The following is a 17,640-nucleotide window of genomic DNA, read 5'->3' on the forward strand; positions in this document are numbered from 1 at the left end:
GCCATAAAAAGACCGCGCCAGACCTTGTGAAATGGCATCCTCATCATAGAAGGGCACTTCGCAACGAAGGGCTTCCGGCGTATCGCTGGAAGATCGGACTTCGTTTCGGAGATGCCGACAGAAACTGGGATATTGGGAAGAGTATGAGTATCCTGCGCCGTGATCTGGTCAAGCTTGGGGCCGGACTGACCCTTCTGGGAACAGCCTCCCGTATGGCCCATGCCCAGTCCACAGCCACTTCTCCACCGACCGTAGCCCCCACGCCGGAATCGACGCCTTTTGACAACGACACGGTTCGTCTTCTGGCGCAGCGCCTGTCGAAGAAGCCCTATTCCCCGCCGTCTCCGACGCTGCCGAATGCCGTTGCAAACATGGATTTCGACCAGTTCCGCAGCATTGCCTTCAATCCCGAGAAGGCGCTGTGGCACGGTCAGAACCTGGCGTTCGACGTGGAGTTCTTCCCGCGCGGCTTCCTGTACAAGCCGCGGATCGGCATGAATGAGGTCACGGGCGGGCAGTCCACGCCCATTCCCTACGATCCCGATCTCTTCACCTATTCCAACCCCGTCCTGCGCGTCACGGATGATCTCGGCTTCTCGGGCCTGCGCCTGCGCTATGCGATCAACACGCCGGGTGTCATGGAAGAATGCGCCGTCTTCCTTGGCGCGTCCTATTTCCGCGCCGTGGCCAAGGGCCAGAATTACGGACTGTCCGCCCGTGCGTTCGCGGATGGCACCGGCAATCCGAAGGGCGAGGAATTCGCCCTGTTCCGCGAGTTCTGGCTTGAAAAGCCGGAGCCTGGCGTGGAGTCCATCGTCATTCACGCGCTGCTCGACAGCCCGTCCCTGACCGGGGCCTTCCGCTTCACCATCCGTCCGGGCGATACGACCGTCTTCGATGTGCAGTCCTCGCTGTTCCCGCGTCAGGACATCACGGAATCCGGGATCGCGCCGCTCACGGGCATGTTCTATTTCGACGCCAACGAGCGCAATCACGTCGATGACTGGCGTCCGGCCGCGCATGACAGCGAGGCGCTCCAGATCTGGACGGGTGCGGGGCAGCAGCTTTACCGGCCGCTCATCAACCCGACCGATCTCCAGTTCTCAGCCTTCGAGGACAGCAGCCCGCACGGTTTCGGCCTGATGCAACGCAAGCGGTCCTTCCACGACTACGAGGATCTGGCGCTCAACTACCAGAAGCGTCCGTCACTGTGGATCGAGCCCATTGGCAACTGGGGCGATGGTGCGGTCGATCTCGTGGAGATCCCGACGCCCAACGAAGTCAACGACAATATCGTCTCCTTCTGGCGCCCCAAGCAGCCCATGAAGGGCGGCCAGGAATACAGCTACATCTACCGGATGTACTGGGGCTGGGACACGCCGTGGCCGACCCAGATGGCTCGGGTTGCGGCGACCCGGATCGGGGGACTGACCGACCATGCGGATGCGCGCTTTTTCGTGATCGATTTCACGGGGGCTCCGTTCCAGAATGTGCCGCAGGGTACGACTTTCCATCTGATCTCGCAGACCACACCCGGCACGATCCGCAATGTCGTGGTCGAGCCGAACCCAGAGATCCAGGGCTGGCGCACGACATTCGAGTTCGTGCCCGGCGATGCGAAGATGTGTGAACTCCAGGCCCAGCTCGCCGGCGATCAGGGTCCGATTTCAGAAAAATGGATGTATCGTTGGACGCCGTGACCGAATTCTCCCCTTCCGCCGGGCCGGCCCCAGCACCGTTCCTGCCGCCGGAAGCCCCGCTGGCCATGAAGGCGCAGAATCTTCACCAGCAGCCGGACCGGCACGGCAGACCTTTCCGTATCCTGCCAACGACGCCGTCCTTCCTATGGCTGCGGCGCCTGTTCGTTTTTGGTGGCGCGCTGCTGCTGACGGGCTACGGCATGTACAGGATCAACCAGGTCTTCAACTCGCTCGGTGTCTCGGCCCTCGGCGTCATCATTCTGGTCCTGTTCGCCATTCTCGCCTTCTGGATTGCCCTGTCCTTCACGTCCTGCCTGGGTGGTTTTGTCTCGCTGATCCGGCGCGGCGGACTGGGGCTTGGCATCCATCGCACGGGACCGCTACCGGCGCTGAAAAGCCGCACCGCCGTCCTGATGCCGACCTATAACGAGGACCCGACGCGCGTCCTCGCCGGTCTGCGCGCCATTCATGACAGCATTCTCGCAACCGGGCAGATCGACGCCTTCGATTTCTTCATCCTGTCCGACACGACCAATCCGGATGTCTGGGTGCAGGAAGAGCGGGCTTTTCTGGAGTTCCGCAAGGCTACGAACGGTGACAAACGGATCTTCTACCGCCGCCGTCACAAGAACATCGACCGCAAGGCCGGCAATCTGGGTGACTGGGTGACGCGGTTTGGCTCGTCCTATCAGCAGATGCTCACGCTCGATGCGGACAGCGTCATGGATGGCAGCCTGATCGTGCGTATTACGGCGGCCATGGAGCAGCATGACGGTGTGGGCCTGATCCAGACCCTGCCGGTCATCGTGGGCGGCCGCACGCTTTTTGCCCGGATGCAGCAGTTCGCAGGCCGCGTCTATGGACCGCTGATCGCACATGGCATTGCCTGGTGGCACGGCTCGGAAGGCAATTACTGGGGCCATAACGCCGTCATCCGTACGCAGGCTTTCGCGGAACAGGCCGGTCTGCCGCATCTGAAGGGCCGTGCGCCATTCGGCGGACACATCCTGAGCCATGACTTCGTGGAAGCCGCGCTGATGCGTCGCGGGGGCTGGGCCATTCACATGGTGCCGGGCCTGTTCGGCTCTTACGAGGAAAGCCCGCCGTCCCTGACGGATGTCGCCATCCGCGACCGCCGCTGGTGCCAGGGCAATCTTCAGCACAGCAAGATCCTTGGCACGAATGGCCTGCACTGGGTCAGCCGCGTGCACATGCTGACCGGCATCGGCTCCTACATCATGTCGCCGCTCTGGCTGCTGTTCCTCCTGTTTGGCATCCTGATCTCGCTTCAGTCCCATTTCTATCATCCCGAATATTTCGGCACGAAACCCACGCTTTATCCGCACTGGCCGCGGGTCGATCCGGTCCAGGCGAAGCTCGTCTTCATCGGAACGATGGGGATTCTGCTGGCCCCGAAGGCCCTCGCATTCATCGCCATGATGTTCGACCGCGCGGCTCTGCGGGGTTCAGGCGGCATTTTCCGGCTGGCAGTTTCCATCGTGCTGGAGACACTGATCGGCGGCCTGATCGCGCCGATTGCCATGCTGATCCAGACCTCCGGCGTCATTTCGATCCTGCTGGGCCGGGATTCCGGCTGGAACGCCCAGAACCGTGACGATGGGCGGGTGTCGCTGAAGGAAGTGGCGCACGGCTACTGGATCTACACAGTGTTCGGGCTGCTTCTGGCGATCGCGGCCTGGTCGGTCTCGCAGGCGCTGTTCCTGTGGATGACGCCCGTGCTGCTGGGGCTGGTCCTTGCCATTCCGCTGGCAGCGCTGACGGCGAGCCGGGACGTCGGGCTGGGCCTGCGCCGGGCCGGTCTGCTGCTGATCGAAGAAGAAACGGCACCGCCACCGATCCTTCAGCTTGCCGCAGCCAATGACGCGGCACGGGAACGCGCGGCCCATGCGCCGAATGCTCCGCCGGAAGAGGCTTTTGCCGCACTCCGCCAGAACGCCACCCTTCTCGCCGCCCATGAAGGCGCCCTGCCCCCGCCACGCAAGCCGGGCAGCCCGATCGATGCCAATCTGCTCGTCGGGCTGGTCAAGCTGAGGGAGGCACCATCCCTGCAGGTCGCACTGGAACGCCTCTCCCGTCAGGAGAAGGCCGCTGTGCTGGGAAATCCCGAAGGCATCCAGCTCATGGAGCAGCTCAAGGCCTGAAACCGCCAGCGCTTTACGGCATAAAAAACGCCCCGGCCATGACAGCCGGGGCGTTTTTCGTTGAAGCGATGAGACCTCAGTGTCCGACGACAGAGGAATCTCCGAGGGACTGGGCCTTCTTGATGACGTCGTTACACGTCATGACGCGTTTGTCTTTGGGCAGGGTGCTGATGTCGAACACATTGCCGCCAGCCGTCTGGAGCAGGCCCTTTCCACCGAGCGAATAGAACTGGTCGTTCTGGACATCCGGACGTTTTGCCAGCGTGCGGGATGCCACGATCGGCGATGTGCCGAGCACCAGCTTCTGGTGCACACAGTAGTAGCTCAATCCCGCGACGTTGCCGGCCTGGGCGTTCCCGATGGACGGAAGGCCATCCGCGCCCAGCGTACCCGGCGATGCGGCGGTCAGGATGTTCTTGCCACCGGCAACGGCCTGGAGATTGGCGGACGGCAGGGTTGCCTGCGTTCCGGCCGGAATCGTCGGGACGGGGCTGCTCTGCGGGATCGGCGGCACTGTCTGGGCAAAGGCTGCGCCCGAAATGGTCAGGCCGGCAGCAGCAAGAACAGAGAAATACTTGTTCGAAATCATGGCACTCTTCTTTCCATATACAGAATGTCCTGCTTATCCCTGCGAAGGAGATACAGAAATCATCCGGTCTGGAACATCTTGAAGGATGCTCCGTTGCCTTGAGTAACACTTGAAGCCAGACGTGGTTTCTTGAGAGCTGTCCTTTTTCCTCATGGCCGTCATGTGGGAACTTTTGGATCATCACGTTTTACCGAATGCATCAGGGACCTCTGTTTCCCCCGCAGGAGCGGATTGAACGGCGACGGTTTCTGCGTCACAGTTTGCCCATGTCACAGACCCCCGATGCTCCCTCCGCCGCACCCGTTCCTCCCATCGCCCGCCGTGAGCCGCTGACCACAACGCAGCTTGGCCGGACACGCACGGATTCCTATGCCTGGATGAAGGATGAGAACTGGCAGCAGGTCCTGCGAGACCCGTCCGTTCTGCGCGAGGACATCGCCACGCATCTGAAGGCGGAGAACGCCTATGCGGAGGCCGTGCTGGCAGACATGGAGCCGCTGCGCGAGACACTGCTTCAGGAAATGATCGGCCGTATTCCGCCAGCGGAATCCTCGGTCCCCGTTCCTGATGGACCGTGGGAGTATTATGTCCGCTTCGAGGACGGAGCGCAGCATCCGCTACGGGTCCGCCGTCCGCGCGAGGGGGGTGAGGAACAGGTTCTGCTCGATGCCGATGCTCTGGCGAAGCAGCACGACTATTATGCGCTATCGCAGACCGATCATTCCCCCGATCACCGTTATTTCGTCTATGCCGAGGACGTTCAGGGTTCCGAGGTCTATCGCATTCAGGTCGAGGATCTGGAGACGGGCGAACTCTGCGCCCCACCAGTGCCGAGCACGACGGGCAGCTTCGCCATTTCTCCCGACAGCCAGTGGCTGTTCTGGATCTACCGGGATGACAATGGCCGCCCGTCGAAGATCTATCGCCGTCCGCTGACGGGTGGCGAGGATGTTCTGGTCTTTGACGAGACCGATCCGGGGTTCTTCCTCAGCATCGGCGTCAGCGCATCCCGCAAATGGATCAACATCGAGCGCGGCGACCATGATACCAACGAAACGCTGCTCATCCCGGCTTCCAATCCGACGGCCCTGCCCGTCGTGGCGGCCCCTCTGGTGCGGGGCGAGCGCTACTCCCTGACGCACTGGAACAACCGCTTCATCATCCTGACCAATGCAGGCGGGGCCGTGGACTTCCAGTTCATGCAGACACCCGACACAGCCACGGGACGCGAGAACTGGAAACCCTTCGTGCCGTATCGTGAGGGGCATTATCTTCTGGGCGCCAGCGCCTCGCGCGGGCATCTCGCCTGGGCCGAGCGTCGGGACGGCAACATCCATATTCTCGTTGTCCCCGAAGGCACGGAAGGCGATATCCGTGCGCAGGCCAAAGCCATCGGCATGGACGAGCCCGCCTATGACCTGACGATGCTGGGTACGCTGGAATATAACGCCCCGATCCTGCGCTACATCTATCAGTCGCCCACCAATCCGGCGCACTGGTACGATTACGACATGGCAAGCGGCGAGCGCGTTCTGCGCAAGATCCGTGAAGTCCCGTCCGGCCATGATGCCAGCCGCTACGAAACGCGGCGTCTGTTTGCGACATCCCCCGATGGTGCACAGGTGCCCATCACAGTCCTGATGCGCAAAGGGCAGGTTCTGGACGGCTCGGCACCGCTGCTTCTGTATGGATACGGCTCCTACGGCATTGCCATGGACGCCGATTTCTCCACGACCGTGTTCAGTCTGGTGGACCGGGGCTGGATCCATGCCATCGCCCATGTGCGCGGCGGGTCCGAAAAGGGCTGGAACTGGTTCCTGGACGGGCGCGGGACGAAGAAGCCCAACACGTTCATCGATTTCATCGCCTGCGCCCGGCACCTCGTCGCGGAAGGCTATGGGTCGGCGGGACGCATCGTCGCACAAGGTGGCTCGGCTGGCGGATTGCTGATGGGGACGATCACGAACATGGCGCCCGAGCTTTTCGCGGGGATCGCTGCGCAGGTGCCGTTCGTGGACATGCTCAACACCATGTCCGACGTGTCCCTGCCGCTGACGCCGCCGGAATGGCCGGAATGGGGCAATCCGCTGGAAGATCCCGCCGCCTACGACCTGATCGCCAGCTATTCGCCCTATGACAACATCGCGGCAAAGGCCTATCCCCCGGTTCTCGCGATGGGCGGCCTGTCCGATCCACGCGTGACCTACTGGGAACCCGCGAAATGGATCGCCAAACTGCGGGAAGTCACGTCCGGCGGCCCGTTCCTGTGCCGCATCAACATGGAAGCCGGCCACGGTGGCTCGTCCGGCCGTTTTAAACGTCTGGAAGAAGTCGCTCTGGTTCAGGCCTTTGCGATTTGGGCAATCGACCGGGCCTGAAAAGACCCCGTGAATAAAAGTTTTTGGGTTCCGCTTTTTTCCAAAAAGGCGGAGAGCCTCAAAGCTTTTTGGAAAAAGCTTCACCAAAAACTTTTATTCCAAAATACTTATCTGTGACCGAACAGATGGCGGATGTCGTCGCCAAAGTGCTGGAAGGCGGCATGGGTGGAACGGTGGCGGCGGTTGCCTTCTTCTGACACGACCGTCACGGTGGCTGTCATGCCAGCGGCGAGCGTCAGGTCATCAGGGATCTTGTCGATCTTCACGCGGACCGGGATACGCTGCGCCAGACGCACCCAAGTATAGACCGGGTCCACTTCCGGCAGGCCCTGCTTGTTCACCAGTGCATTGTTGCTGGCGATACCGCGGGTGATGCTCTCGACATGGCCGAAGAGCGGATCGTGGTAGCCCATCAGATCCATGCGGACGAGATCGCCTTCGTCGAGGTCATGAACCTTGGTTTCCTCGAAATAGCCGTCCACCCAGTAGGAACTGGTGTCAATGATGTGGATGTTGACCACGCCGGCCGTTGCGAAGTCACCGGGACGCATGATGAGGTTGGTTACGATGCCATCGATGGAGCTGCGGACTTCCGTTCGCTCCAGATTGATCGCGGCCTGACGTTCGGCAGCCTGCGCTGCATCGTACTGGGCCTGCATCTGCTGGGACAGGGCCTCATACTGCCGCTTTTCCTCGACCGAGACAGCCGTGCCGGGGATGGCCTTGCGCCACTGGGCCTGAACGACACGGAATTCCAGATCGGCCTTGCGTTCGGCCACACGGGCTTTGGCGGTATCGAGCGCCACCTTGAAGTCGAACGGATCGATGACATAGAGCACGTCCCCCTTGTGGACGAACTGGTTGTCCTTCACCCGCACTTCGAGGATCTGTCCCGAGACGCGGGGTGCGATATTGGCGACCTGCGCACGCACCTGCCCGTTCCGGGTCCAGGGAGAGGCCGTGTAGTAATCCCACAGAATGACGACCACGAGAGCCGCCACCACGAGAATGCAGAGCGTGATGGTCAAGCGGATCAGGCGATGGGCACTGGCAAGCACGGGACGGTCACCTTGGTTTTCGGTTCGGGGAAAGGGTCAGAGAAGCAGGGTGTAGAGGCCGATCAGGCAGATCAGGATGCCGAACTGCGCCAGCGGCGGATCCCAGACGAAACGCCACAGATCGAACCAGCCCATGATCCAGCGCAGGATGGCCAGCGTCAGAAGCGCCAGCGCCAGATTGATGACGAACGCCGAAACCAGCACGCCATCGAGGTCAACGACCTGTCTCGTCACCATCGTTTGCGTCCTATCCCATAATGATGCACCGCCGAGCGGTTCAGGCGCACCATGGTCCGCACGGCCTCAAGACCGCCAATACAGTTGATGATCATGGACTGCTCTTCGCGGATACCGTCGGACAGACGCTCGAAGAACATGGCCTGAAGTTCGGGGATTTCGGCTTCCAGCAGACCGAGCCTGTCATGGGCCAGCAGGCGGCGGACATGACGGACCATGGGTCTGAGACCATGAAGATGCCCCGCCTGATCCAGATAATGCCGCACCCGCGCGATCGTACTGGAAAAATCTTCCAGGGCCACAAAGCGGTTGAAGACACGCCGCGAGCGCAGGCCAGGATCGTGCATCCGGTCCGTCCACATCAGGAACTGGCTCAGCCGTTCATATTTCCGGCTGAGAAGAGGCGGCCCCATCCGCTCGCCATGCCCGGCAAGCTGCGTTTCCAGATCATAAGCGATGGACACCGCCAGCCGGAACCGATGCCGCCGCGCCGTGGGCGGCCAGAGCAGGACCAGCAGCACGAAGGACAGGACGGCCGCCATCGCATAGAAGGTATTTCGCGTGATGAAGGCCAGGGGGTCGTAGTTGTGGTGATTGCCGAGCCCGATGAACACCAGAAAGAATACGCCATAATTGAAGCCGATGGCGCTCGTTTTCGGGTTCATCAACAGCAGGCAGGAAATGATGGTCTGCGGCAGGAGCACCAGCGCCAGACTAAGCATGCTTTCCACATGCGGCAGAATCATGAAGTCCAGCCACGCCGCTACGAGAATGCCCGCGGGCATGCCGATGATCGCGCCCTTGCCGAACTGGGCGGTATCGATGGCCGTGGACGCCAGCGTCAGGACCAGCGCAGTCTGGGACAGGGCCGTGACGGAAGCCGGAATACTGGATCCCAGACATAATCCGGCCGCGACACTGAAACCGAGCAGGACACGCATCGCATTGATGAACGCCGTCACATAGTCCGGATTGCTCTCGAGCTGCGCCAGTTTGAGCGCATCGCCCGCGGGTGTCGCACGCAGGAGCGTGTTCATGCCGGTGCGGATATGCAGACGGTTGCTGAGAAGCGTCGAGCAGCGCTCGAAAAACCAGGCCTCACGGGCCGAAGGAACGAAATCCGGATCTTCCGCGCGGATTTCGTCCAGAATCGTGTCCATCGTCTCAAGGCGGGTCGTGCCGTCCTCGGAGCGCTCATGCCAGGCCCGGACATGACGAATCAGGATATCGGAAATGCCGCCGGTTTCCAGCAGCCACGCAATGGCGCGGCTCGTGGTCAGGACTGTCAGCATGCCGATGATGCCGAGCCTCGCACCCGCCATCCGCAGGCGTCCGCGCTCGACTTCGGTCCGCGCATAGGAAATCTGGGTCATGAGCGCGAGGATCTCGCCGCTCAGCCCGATCATCTCTTCCGGCGTTGCGATCGGCTCGCCCATGATGGCGGACTTGCCGGTCTGCCGCACACGATGGGACAGCGTCTCCATCGCCGTGGACAGTCTGCGCCAGGCTTCCGGAGAGCCCGAGAGGATATTGACGACCGCGATGGACGCAACGCCGATGGCGATGTCAGAGGCACGCGCGATGCTGACGGGATAGATGTTCTGCGGATCGTCCATCGTGGGGATGGCCACCAGCGCGACCGTATAGCCCGCCAGAAGCGCCCCGTAGGAGCGGAAGTCGCGCTCCAGCGATCCTACGAACGCGCAGGCCGCAATCCACAGGGCCGCGCCACCGAGGGACAGGGCGCGTTCCTCGTTGAACATCGCGACGAGAATGATGGAGACGCTGACACCCAGCACGGTGCCGGCAAGGCGGTAGAACGCCTTGGACAGCGCCTGACCACGCAGGGGCTGCGCCAGGATCATGACGGTCACGCCCGCACTGGCCGGAGAGTCAAGCTGCGACCAGAAGGCTGTTCCGAGCGCCAGGACAAGTGCAAACCAGGTCCTGAGACTGAACTGGAGCCACCCCGGGCGAAGAACTGACTGTAGTGCCGCGGTCAAGAGCGATACCCCTTACCCGGCACAGACTTCATCAGAAACAGTCCCACGGCCCTCATTACCAGAATCAGACGTCCAACCTTAGGAGCGCTTGCCCGGAAAAGTTAGTCCTCGAATCCTCTGGACACGTTTTGACAGACGGCGTTTTCGGATCTGCGCCGTCCGGGAGACTAGTCTTCCTCGGGCGGGAGAGCGTTGCAGGCCGCAGTCAGCTTGGGATCCGAATGGGCTGTGGCCGTGCGGCAATAGGTTCGGGCATCGGCACCACACATATTCGTGACATCCTCCATTTCCGAGGAAAGAACATCACGCGCGACGCCGATATCCTGATTGTGTTCCGGATCGACGCCCTCTTCCTTGCCCAGCGCCGTCTGGGCCTGATGCATTTCCTTGAGCGCATTGATGCAGGAATCGCCCGCCGCGTCCGGGTTGGTCTGCAGCACCCGCAGAATCTTGTTGATGGCAAAACCCTGCTGGTTGATCGTGGGATCGTCGTCATTGGTCTTGGCCTCGTCGTCATCGGCCCGGGCCGCGACAGGGCTGGCAAGGGCGACAGCGAGAGGAAGAAGAGCCAGCAGCAGGGCGGGACGGGAATGGCGCTTGATCATGACTCTTACGTTAGGAGAAAATCCGGAGCGGACAAAGACCCAGAACGAGGCTGTTGCAGGTTGTTGCAAACAGACCGCAGCGAGGAATTCCGCCGCCTGCGTGGCTTGCCAGCTTGACTCTGCAGGGCGGGATGGGTAATCGGGGCCATTCTTTCGCGGGCGTTCCGGCCCGCTGTCCGGTCCGCAAGGGCCTTACCCGTCGAGAGCCTGTCACCATGAAGATCCGCAACAGCCTGAAGTCCGCCAAGGTCCGCGACAAGGACTGCCGCGTTGTCCGCCGCCGCGGCCGCGTTTACATCATCAACAAGAAGAACCCGCGCATGAAGGCTCGCCAGGGCTGAACCCCTTGGTCTGCCGGATGACGGACGGGCGGCGCTGGCTGATGGCTGGCGCCGTTCTGCTTTGTAGCCCGGCCCTGACTTTTCTGCCAGTTCAGGCTGCACGCGCCGCAGATCCTGCCGCGTCCGGCCCCGCAGTGCCTTCTGCTGCACAGCCTGCCGTTCCCGCCCCCCAGGCAGGAACCGCAAAGGCCACGCCCCCTGCTTCCTCCCCCCGTCCGCCACGCAAAACGCTCCATGACCGCCTTGTGGATGCGGAAAAGGCTCTCGCCATGGCGGGGAATGAAAAGCAGGCCGGCGAAATTTCCGAACGTGCCGAGGCCCTCCGCAGCCGCGCCCTGACCGGCAGCGTGCAGATGCTCATCAGCGATTCGCATGATGCGCTGGAGAAACATGATTTCCAGCAGGCGCAGGACGATCTGACGGCCGCAATCACGATCCAGCCTGACCAGTCCGTGCTTTACCGCCAGCGCGCCGCCATCCGGCTGGCTGCGGGGGACAGCAACGGGGCCATCGCCGATCTGGGCGTCGAGCTTCAGGCTGATCCCGGTGATCCGACGGCCTGGAGCATGCTCGCGGAAGCCGAGCATGAGCGGCATGAGCCTGAGGCCGCCCTCAAGGCCTTCCATCAGATGCTGCTGCTGAATCCCAAATCGCCCGATTCCGACAAGCAGCTCAAGACGCTGGAACAGGCCCGGGACGGCCAGCAGGACTGACGCTCCAGGCGGTGCTGCCCACCTGTTGCTCTGGCAACCCCTTGTATTGCCGGGTGTTCATCCCCTGATTCCTTTTTTCAGGAGATTTTATATGACCAAGCAGTCCCCCGCCCATGCAACCGCCATCCCCCAGGCCGAAGCCAAGAAGAGCTGCTGCTCCAAGATGAAGACCTGCTGTCAGAAGGCCACGCGCGCTCGCGAAATCGGCCTTGCCGGCATGACGGCCATGGCAACCTTCGGGCCCAAGCGCTTCCGCCCCTACTTCCAGCAGATCCTTGCCGTCATTGCGGTCGTCACCGCCACGGTCGAGTTCTTCCGCAAGCGCAAGGGTTGATTTTCCAACCCTAAAGGAAGGAAATGGGGTCGATATCAATATCGACCTTTGCTCCGCCGGTGGGTTTGATATCCCCAAGCCACTGACGCAGGATCGGCTGCACGGCGATGCCCCGCATCGTCCGCAGCAGCAGGCGCCTGCGATGCCGTCCGCGCAGGACGGCGAGCGGTGCCGGAGCCGGTCCCAGAACCTGCACCCCTTCCCGCTCCGGCGCGGAAAGCGCGATCTCCCGCGCCAGCGCATCCGCAGCTTCGGCACTCGGCGCGCTCACGATCAGGGCGGCCAGCCGTCCATAAGGCGGCCAGAAGGACGGGCGTCTCTGTTCGGCTTCCTGTTCCATGAAGGTCTGGAAATCGTTGGAAACCAGTGCCGTCATGACCGGATGCTCTCCCACGTAGCTCTGTAGCAGCACGCGCCCGCGATGCTCGGCACGGCCTGCACGCCCTGCCACCTGATGCAGAAGCTGCACGGTCCGCTCCGCCGCCCGCAGATCGCCGCCGCCCAGCCCCAGATCGGCATCGACGACACCCACGAGCGTCAGCTTCGGGAAATGCCAGCCCTTGGCGACGATCTGCGTGCCGATGATGAGGTTGACCTCCCCGTCCGAAATCTTCCGGACCGCCTCCGCCGTAGCCGCGGGGGAGCCGAGCGTATCGGAGGACATCACCAGCAGTTTCGCTTCCGGAAAGCGTAGCTTCGCCTCTTCGGTAATGCGCTCGATTCCCGGCCCGATGGGCACGAGCGAGTTCTCGGCGTGACATTCCGGACAGTCCTTCGGAATCCGCTCGGTATGGCCACAGTGATGGCACGTCAGGATGCCGCGCGCCCGATGCTCCACCAGCCACGCCGAGCAGTTCGGACACTGCATCCGATGTCCGCACGCCCGACACAGCGTCAGAGGCGCATAGCCGCGCCGGTTGAGGAACAGCATGGCCTGCTCCCCCTTCTCCAACGTCTCGTCAATGGCGGTGCAGAGCTTGGGCGACAGGAACAGGCCGCGTTCCGGCGGATCGGCCCGCATATCCACGAGTGAAACATCCGGCAGGGTCGCGCCGCCATGCCGCGCGGTCAGGAGTTCATGCCGGTAGCGGCCGCTTTCCACATTCGCGAGCGTTTCAAGCGATGGCGTCGCGGAGACGAGAATGGCCGGGGCATCCGCCAGACGGGCGCGCACAACCGCCATGTCGCGCCCATGATACATCACGCCCTCTTCCTGCTTGAAGGCGCTCTCATGCTCCTCGTCCACTACGACGAGGCCCAGATCGGAAAACGGCAGGAACAGCGCAGAGCGGGCTCCGACTACAACGCGGGCGCTGCCTTCCGCCACCGCCCGCCATGTCTCGCGTCGCCGCTTGGCTCCGAGATCGGAATGCCAGACAGCGGGTTCTGCGCCGAAGCGGCGGATGAAACGATCCGTCCACTGGGCGGAAAGCGCGATTTCCGGCAGCAGGACCAGCACCTGCTTCCCCTTGGCCAGACAAGCCGCCACGGCCTCGAAATAGACCTCCGTCTTGCCCGATCCGGTCACGCCTTCCAGCAGCGTGACCTGAAACCGTCCGGCTTCGACTGGCCCGCAGAGTTCCTGCGCGACCTCGGCCTGTTCTTCGGAGAGCTTTGGCGCGCCATGGCTCGGGTCCGGCGTTGCGAAGGGGGCGGCCACGGCGATAACGGCCTCGCGCAGCAGACCGGCCGTAGCAAGGCCGCGGATCACGGCGGCGCTTGCTCCGCTTTGGGAGCCCAGTTCGGCAGTCGTCATGGGCACGGACGAGGCAAAATTGAGGACGGAGCGACGGGCCGGCGTGATGCGCAGATCGCCCTCAGGCATCTCCGTCCGTACCCAGCCCAAAGCGGGTTTGGGCGCATCCTTCAGATGAATCCGCGTCGCCATCGCCAGCACCAGACCCGGCGGGGTGAGCGTATAGGCCGCGACCCAGTCGATGAAGCGGCGCAGGCTCTGCGGCAGGGGACGGACATCCAGCTTTCCCGCCACGGGACGCAGACGCGCAAGCGGAACTTCACGACCGACCGGCAACGCAAAATCGGCCGGCAGGGTGCGGTCGGTTTCCCACACGCACCCCACGGTTTCGCGCCGGCCCAGCGGGACCGTGACGAGGTCTCCGGGCTCAAGCGGCATGGGCGCGAGGTAATCGAGCGGCCCCGGAAAAGGCAGCGGCACGAGCACCGAAACGCGCGTTCCGGTGGAAGGTGGCTTTCGCCGGGGATCAGGCTTGGATAGGCTGCTGGATGCCATGACCGTATCTAACCTTCCACGCTCCGAAATGCCATGACGGCCACATTAATGGCGCTCGATGCCCTGCGGGACTGGACCGAATGGCTGACTCACGAGAGGCGTTCGAGCCCACGCACGGTCGAAGCCTACCGGCACGATATCCTGCTGGCGCTGACGTTTTTCCAGCAGCATCTGGGCGCCGAGGTGACGCTGGCGGACCTGGGGAAACTCTCACTCGCGGACCTGCGCGCCTGGCTCGCCCATGAAACGGCCCGCAGCGAACAGCCCACCCGCCGTACTACCAGCGCCGACTCGCGGGCACGCTCACGGGCGCGGCATGTCTCCGCATTGCGGTCGTTCTTCCGGTATCTGGGACTGCGGCACGATCTCTCCAACCCCGCGCCCTCACTGCTCGCCACGCCGCGCACGAAAAAGCGCCTGCCGCGTCCTCTCGGGGAAGACGCTGCCCGGGCGGCGGCAGAAGGCATTTCCGATGATGCCGAAACCAGTCTGGCGGCCTTGCGGGACCGCGCGCTTTTCACGCTGCTCTATGGCACCGGACTGCGGATTGGCGAGGCGCTGTCGCTCAATATCCGCGATCTGACCAATGCAGGGCAAAACATGCTCCGGGTGGTGGGCAAAGGCGGCAAGGAACGGCTCGTGCCCCTTCTTCCGGCCGTAATCAAGGCGCTGGAAAGCTGGAAAGCTGCCCATCCGTCTCCGACACCTGATGCGCCTCTGTTCTGCGGGGTGCGCAGCGGACGGCTCAATCCCGGCGTGGCCCAGCGCGCCATGCGGACGTGGCGCAAGGGCGAAGGCCTGCCCGATTCCGCAACCCCCCATGCTCTTCGCCATTCCTTCGCGACCCATCTGATGGAAGGCGGGGCCGACCTGCGCACCATTCAGGAACTGATGGGGCATGCCAGCCTCTCCACCACGCAGGCCTATACGCTGGCGGACGAGAAGCACCTGCTGGATGTCTGGCGCAAAGCCCACCCGCGGGCAGGTCAGGAGTCATGAGACGTCTTCTGCCAGCCGCCCTGATCCTGGGCATGGCGCTGTACGCGACAACAGTTCATGCCGCCCCTGTCTGCGAGATGAGCCGTGCCGTCGTGCTGCCGCTTCGCGATGACGGGGGGTATCTGAGCGTGTCCGTGACGGTGAACGGCCGAGCGGCCTCTATGATCGTGGATACGGGCTCCGAAGGCAGCCTCATAACGCCGGCCGGAGTTGCCGCCCTGCGCCTGCCGACCGATCCCGAACACCGGACCATGATGCAGGGCCCCAATGGCAGCCCGCGCCTGGTACCGAACGTCCGGATTCAGGATCTCCGGCTTGGTACACATCCTGCGGCCGAGCTTCCCCTTGGCCCCGGAACAATGGCCGTGGGGATGCTCCCGGGTTCGCCCATGATCACGCCCCCCGTTCTGGGCCTGCTCGGCGCGGATGTGCTGGCGGATTACGATCTGGAATTCGATGTCCCGCATCAGCTCCTGACCTTGTGGACCATCCGCCTGGGCTCCCGCCTGTGTCAGCAGCCCCCCGCCTGGACCGGACACTGGACGACCACGCCCGTACACCGGCAATCCGGACGTCTGACCGTGGCCTTCGCGCTGGACGGCCTGAGTGGCACGGCTCTTCTGGACAGCGGCGCACGCTCACATATCGTGAGTACGGATTTCGCCCATCGCCTGGGCCTGACCGACGACCAGCTCGCGCTCGACCCGGGTGGCCTGACAGCGGGCGTGGACATGAAGGAGCGCGAGTACCACTGGCACCATTTCGGGCGCCTTGAACTGGGAGGCACCGTCTGGACGCGACCGGTCCTGACAGTCGCCCCGGTTCACGATCAGGCAGACATGCTGCTGGGCTCGGACTGGTTCGCCCATCACGAGATCTGGCTGTCCTACGCCACACAGCAGCTCTTCTTCCGGTAAATATCGCTAATGACGCTACGATCCGTTACCAGACGGCACCGGAGAGCGGGCCGGCACTGCCGAACCCTGAGGGGGAAATGTCGATGTCAGGGTCACTTCCGCCAAAGGTCCGGAAATCTTATGCGCCGTGATTGAAAGCTGAAGATGCAGGGCACCCTGTTCATAGGAAAAAATTTTCTAGGCCGCACCACGCTTCTGATCCTGCTGCTGCAGGAGAAGTTCAAGCCTGGCATGACGGGCCAGAAGCTGATCCCGGAATTCCGTCTGGACATTCCCGATATTCCCCTGCCGCATCACGACCTGACAATACCCTTTGTCCAGTGAGACGAGGACCATCTGGCCATAGACCGTACTGGCCACATAAACACGTCCCGCATTGTCATGCAGAAACCCTTCACGGCTGGAAGGCGGCCCTTCAGGCAGATGATACCGTGCAGCCCATTCCCGCAAACCGGAAGGATTACCCGTAAAGACAAGACAGCTTTGACTGAACAGGCCGACTGCACTCGCGGCATTCAGATCACGGCCGGACGCTGGAACACAGCACAGAAGGGCGGCCAGAAACGGGATCGTTCCGATCTTTCTGCAGAACCGCAATGTCATGTTCCCGTCCCTTCGCTGTCTATCACCAGACAGGACGTTACACTCTGAAACCATTGCAAATAAAGCCGGAAAATCCTGCTGAGGCACGACACATTGCCCAGCCGGACCTAACCGCATCCTCCGAAACAAAAAAGCTCCTCCGGTAAGGGAGGAGCTTTCGAAACGATAAAACACGAATGATGTGGAAGATCATTCACCCTTGAGGCGTGAATTGCACTGCGACCAGTAGCCACCGCCCTTCTGGATCCATTTCAGCGAACCGTTGCCGCCATTCGCCTTGTTGGCGTTGTACTGGGCCACACAGGTCTTCTGACGGGCGCGGCCAGCCGAAAGCTTACTGAACTCGGGAGAAATGGCGGTCGGGAACACGACATTGCCCGATGAGGCCACCGCAGCAACCGGAGCCTTCGTAGCAACCGGCGCAGCCGTGCTGGCCGGAGTTGCAGCCGTGGCCGGGGCAGTGGGGGTTGCAGCAGCGGTCGGGGCAGTTTCAGCCGCGGCGGCCGGAGCAGCGGCAGCCTTGGTCGTTTCACCACAGCTGGCGGCCTTGAAGGCCTTGTAGGACTGGCCGTTCAGGGAACCGTTCTGCTTGGCCGTCTTGAATGCAGCGTGGCATTCCTTGGCGGTCATGGCATGCGCGGGGGCAGCGCTCAGACCGCCGGCCAGAAGCGCCGCGAGGGAGAGGCCGGAAAAGGCTTTTGTAAACGTCATGCAGAAAGAACCTTCATTCTGAAATCGGCGGGAGAAAAC

The 17,640-nt window shown here is 62.6% G+C and carries 16 protein-coding genes; 8 read left to right on the forward strand and 8 right to left on the reverse strand.

Features of this window, described 5'->3' with window-relative positions; translation table 11 throughout:
* Nucleotides 1-143: 143 nt before the first annotated feature.
* Together HKD27_RS05260 and mdoH are read left to right on the forward strand one after the other, a co-directional pair.
* Nucleotides 144-1,700 (forward strand): glucan biosynthesis protein, encoded by a 1,557-nt coding sequence (locus HKD27_RS05260; RefSeq protein WP_194263925.1) that lies wholly within the window; start codon nucleotides 144-146, stop codon nucleotides 1,698-1,700.
* Entirely contained in the window at nucleotides 1,676-3,862 is a 2,187-nt protein-coding gene (gene mdoH, locus HKD27_RS05265; protein WP_194688640.1) for a glucans biosynthesis glucosyltransferase MdoH, read from the forward strand. Before HKD27_RS05260 ends, mdoH begins: the two co-directional genes overlap by 25 nt.
* Nucleotides 3,863-3,938: 76 nt before the next feature.
* Here mdoH and HKD27_RS05270 read toward each other — a convergent pair whose 3' ends face one another.
* Nucleotides 3,939-4,451 (reverse strand): DUF2501 domain-containing protein, encoded by a 513-nt coding sequence (locus tag HKD27_RS05270; protein WP_194688639.1) that lies wholly within the window; start codon nucleotides 4,449-4,451, stop codon nucleotides 3,939-3,941.
* Between the two features lie 266 nt (nucleotides 4,452-4,717).
* Here HKD27_RS05270 and HKD27_RS05275 point away from each other — a divergent pair, with 266 nt between their 5' ends.
* The gene (locus tag HKD27_RS05275; RefSeq protein WP_194688638.1) at nucleotides 4,718-6,829 is read left to right on the forward strand and encodes a S9 family peptidase; all 2,112 of its coding nucleotides are present in this window, start codon (nucleotides 4,718-4,720) and stop codon (nucleotides 6,827-6,829) included.
* Between the two features lie 107 nt (nucleotides 6,830-6,936).
* Here HKD27_RS05275 and HKD27_RS05280 read toward each other — a convergent pair whose 3' ends face one another.
* The 4 genes from HKD27_RS05280 to HKD27_RS05295 all read right to left on the reverse strand — a co-directional run bounded on the left by HKD27_RS05280 (nucleotide 6,937) and on the right by HKD27_RS05295 (nucleotide 10,732).
* Nucleotides 6,937-7,887, reverse strand: a complete 951-nt coding sequence (locus HKD27_RS05280; protein WP_062493631.1) for an efflux RND transporter periplasmic adaptor subunit — start codon at nucleotides 7,885-7,887, stop codon at nucleotides 6,937-6,939.
* 36 nt (nucleotides 7,888-7,923) lie between these two features.
* Nucleotides 7,924-8,124 carry a DUF1656 domain-containing protein gene (locus tag HKD27_RS05285; protein WP_062493633.1) on the reverse strand — a complete coding sequence of 67 codons (201 nt, stop codon included), beginning with the start codon at nucleotides 8,122-8,124 and terminating at the stop codon, nucleotides 7,924-7,926.
* Complete coding sequence (locus HKD27_RS05290; RefSeq protein WP_194688637.1) at nucleotides 8,118-10,127, reverse strand: FUSC family protein; 2,010 nt, start codon at nucleotides 10,125-10,127, stop codon at nucleotides 8,118-8,120. The genes HKD27_RS05285 and HKD27_RS05290 overlap by 7 nt, the downstream gene beginning before the upstream one ends.
* A gap of 167 nt (nucleotides 10,128-10,294) precedes the next feature.
* Nucleotides 10,295-10,732: a hypothetical protein gene (locus HKD27_RS05295; protein ID WP_062493636.1), complete on the reverse strand. Its 438-nt coding sequence runs from the start codon at nucleotides 10,730-10,732 to the stop codon at nucleotides 10,295-10,297.
* A gap of 215 nt (nucleotides 10,733-10,947) precedes the next feature.
* Here HKD27_RS05295 and ykgO point away from each other — a divergent pair, with 215 nt between their 5' ends.
* From ykgO to HKD27_RS05310, 3 genes are all read left to right on the forward strand, one after another.
* Complete coding sequence (gene ykgO, locus HKD27_RS05300; RefSeq protein WP_007281615.1) at nucleotides 10,948-11,073, forward strand: type B 50S ribosomal protein L36; 126 nt, start codon at nucleotides 10,948-10,950, stop codon at nucleotides 11,071-11,073.
* 41 nt (nucleotides 11,074-11,114) lie between these two features.
* Entirely contained in the window at nucleotides 11,115-11,786 is a 672-nt protein-coding gene (locus HKD27_RS05305) for a hypothetical protein (protein WP_194688636.1), read from the forward strand.
* Nucleotides 11,787-11,877: 91 nt separating this feature from the next.
* Nucleotides 11,878-12,120 carry a hypothetical protein gene (locus HKD27_RS05310; RefSeq protein WP_194263932.1) on the forward strand — a complete coding sequence of 81 codons (243 nt, stop codon included), beginning with the start codon at nucleotides 11,878-11,880 and terminating at the stop codon, nucleotides 12,118-12,120.
* Nucleotides 12,121-12,130: 10 nt separating this feature from the next.
* Here the strand turns inward: HKD27_RS05310 and HKD27_RS05315 are convergent, their stop codons facing one another.
* The gene (locus tag HKD27_RS05315; protein WP_194688635.1) at nucleotides 12,131-14,371 is read right to left on the reverse strand and encodes a primosomal protein N'; all 2,241 of its coding nucleotides are present in this window, start codon (nucleotides 14,369-14,371) and stop codon (nucleotides 12,131-12,133) included.
* A 33-nt stretch (nucleotides 14,372-14,404) separates the two neighbouring features.
* On the opposite strand from HKD27_RS05315, the gene HKD27_RS05320 reads away from it, so the two are divergent.
* Nucleotides 14,405-15,370, forward strand: coding sequence for a tyrosine recombinase XerC (locus tag HKD27_RS05320; protein WP_194688634.1), 966 nt, complete (start codon nucleotides 14,405-14,407; stop codon nucleotides 15,368-15,370).
* On the forward strand, nucleotides 15,367-16,287 hold the full coding sequence (locus HKD27_RS05325) for a retroviral-like aspartic protease family protein (protein ID WP_194688633.1): 921 nt from the start codon (nucleotides 15,367-15,369) through the stop codon (nucleotides 16,285-16,287). Before HKD27_RS05320 ends, HKD27_RS05325 begins: the two co-directional genes overlap by 4 nt.
* A gap of 177 nt (nucleotides 16,288-16,464) precedes the next feature.
* Here HKD27_RS05325 and HKD27_RS05330 read toward each other — a convergent pair whose 3' ends face one another.
* Nucleotides 16,465-16,890: an NMCC_0638 family (lipo)protein gene (locus HKD27_RS05330; RefSeq protein WP_194688632.1), complete on the reverse strand. Its 426-nt coding sequence runs from the start codon at nucleotides 16,888-16,890 to the stop codon at nucleotides 16,465-16,467.
* A gap of 189 nt (nucleotides 16,891-17,079) precedes the next feature.
* The gene (locus HKD27_RS05335) at nucleotides 17,080-17,601 is read right to left on the reverse strand and encodes a hypothetical protein (protein WP_194688631.1); all 522 of its coding nucleotides are present in this window, start codon (nucleotides 17,599-17,601) and stop codon (nucleotides 17,080-17,082) included.
* Nucleotides 17,602-17,640: the final 39 nt, after the last annotated feature.

The organism is Gluconobacter sp. R75690 (assembly GCF_015244525.1).
GTDB lineage: Bacteria > Pseudomonadota > Alphaproteobacteria > Acetobacterales > Acetobacteraceae > Gluconobacter > Gluconobacter potus.

Coding starts and splice junctions, on each gene's coding strand:
- HKD27_RS05260 (WP_194263925.1), top strand. CDS start 144: ATGAGTATCCTGCGCCGTGATCTGGTCAAGCTTGGGGCCGGACTGACC.
- mdoH (WP_194688640.1), top strand. CDS start 1,676: ATGGATGTATCGTTGGACGCCGTGACCGAATTCTCCCCTTCCGCCGGG.
- HKD27_RS05270 (WP_194688639.1), bottom strand. CDS start 4,451: ATGATTTCGAACAAGTATTTCTCTGTTCTTGCTGCTGCCGGCCTGACC.
- HKD27_RS05275 (WP_194688638.1), top strand. CDS start 4,718: ATGTCACAGACCCCCGATGCTCCCTCCGCCGCACCCGTTCCTCCCATC.
- HKD27_RS05285 (WP_062493633.1), bottom strand. CDS start 8,124: ATGGTGACGAGACAGGTCGTTGACCTCGATGGCGTGCTGGTTTCGGCG.
- HKD27_RS05295 (WP_062493636.1), bottom strand. CDS start 10,732: ATGATCAAGCGCCATTCCCGTCCCGCCCTGCTGCTGGCTCTTCTTCCT.
- ykgO (WP_007281615.1), top strand. CDS start 10,948: ATGAAGATCCGCAACAGCCTGAAGTCCGCCAAGGTCCGCGACAAGGAC.
- HKD27_RS05305 (WP_194688636.1), top strand. CDS start 11,115: ATGGCTGGCGCCGTTCTGCTTTGTAGCCCGGCCCTGACTTTTCTGCCA.
- HKD27_RS05310 (WP_194263932.1), top strand. CDS start 11,878: ATGACCAAGCAGTCCCCCGCCCATGCAACCGCCATCCCCCAGGCCGAA.
- HKD27_RS05315 (WP_194688635.1), bottom strand. CDS start 14,371: ATGGCATCCAGCAGCCTATCCAAGCCTGATCCCCGGCGAAAGCCACCT.
- HKD27_RS05320 (WP_194688634.1), top strand. CDS start 14,405: ATGACGGCCACATTAATGGCGCTCGATGCCCTGCGGGACTGGACCGAA.
- HKD27_RS05325 (WP_194688633.1), top strand. CDS start 15,367: ATGAGACGTCTTCTGCCAGCCGCCCTGATCCTGGGCATGGCGCTGTAC.
- HKD27_RS05330 (WP_194688632.1), bottom strand. CDS start 16,890: ATGACATTGCGGTTCTGCAGAAAGATCGGAACGATCCCGTTTCTGGCC.
- HKD27_RS05335 (WP_194688631.1), bottom strand. CDS start 17,601: ATGACGTTTACAAAAGCCTTTTCCGGCCTCTCCCTCGCGGCGCTTCTG.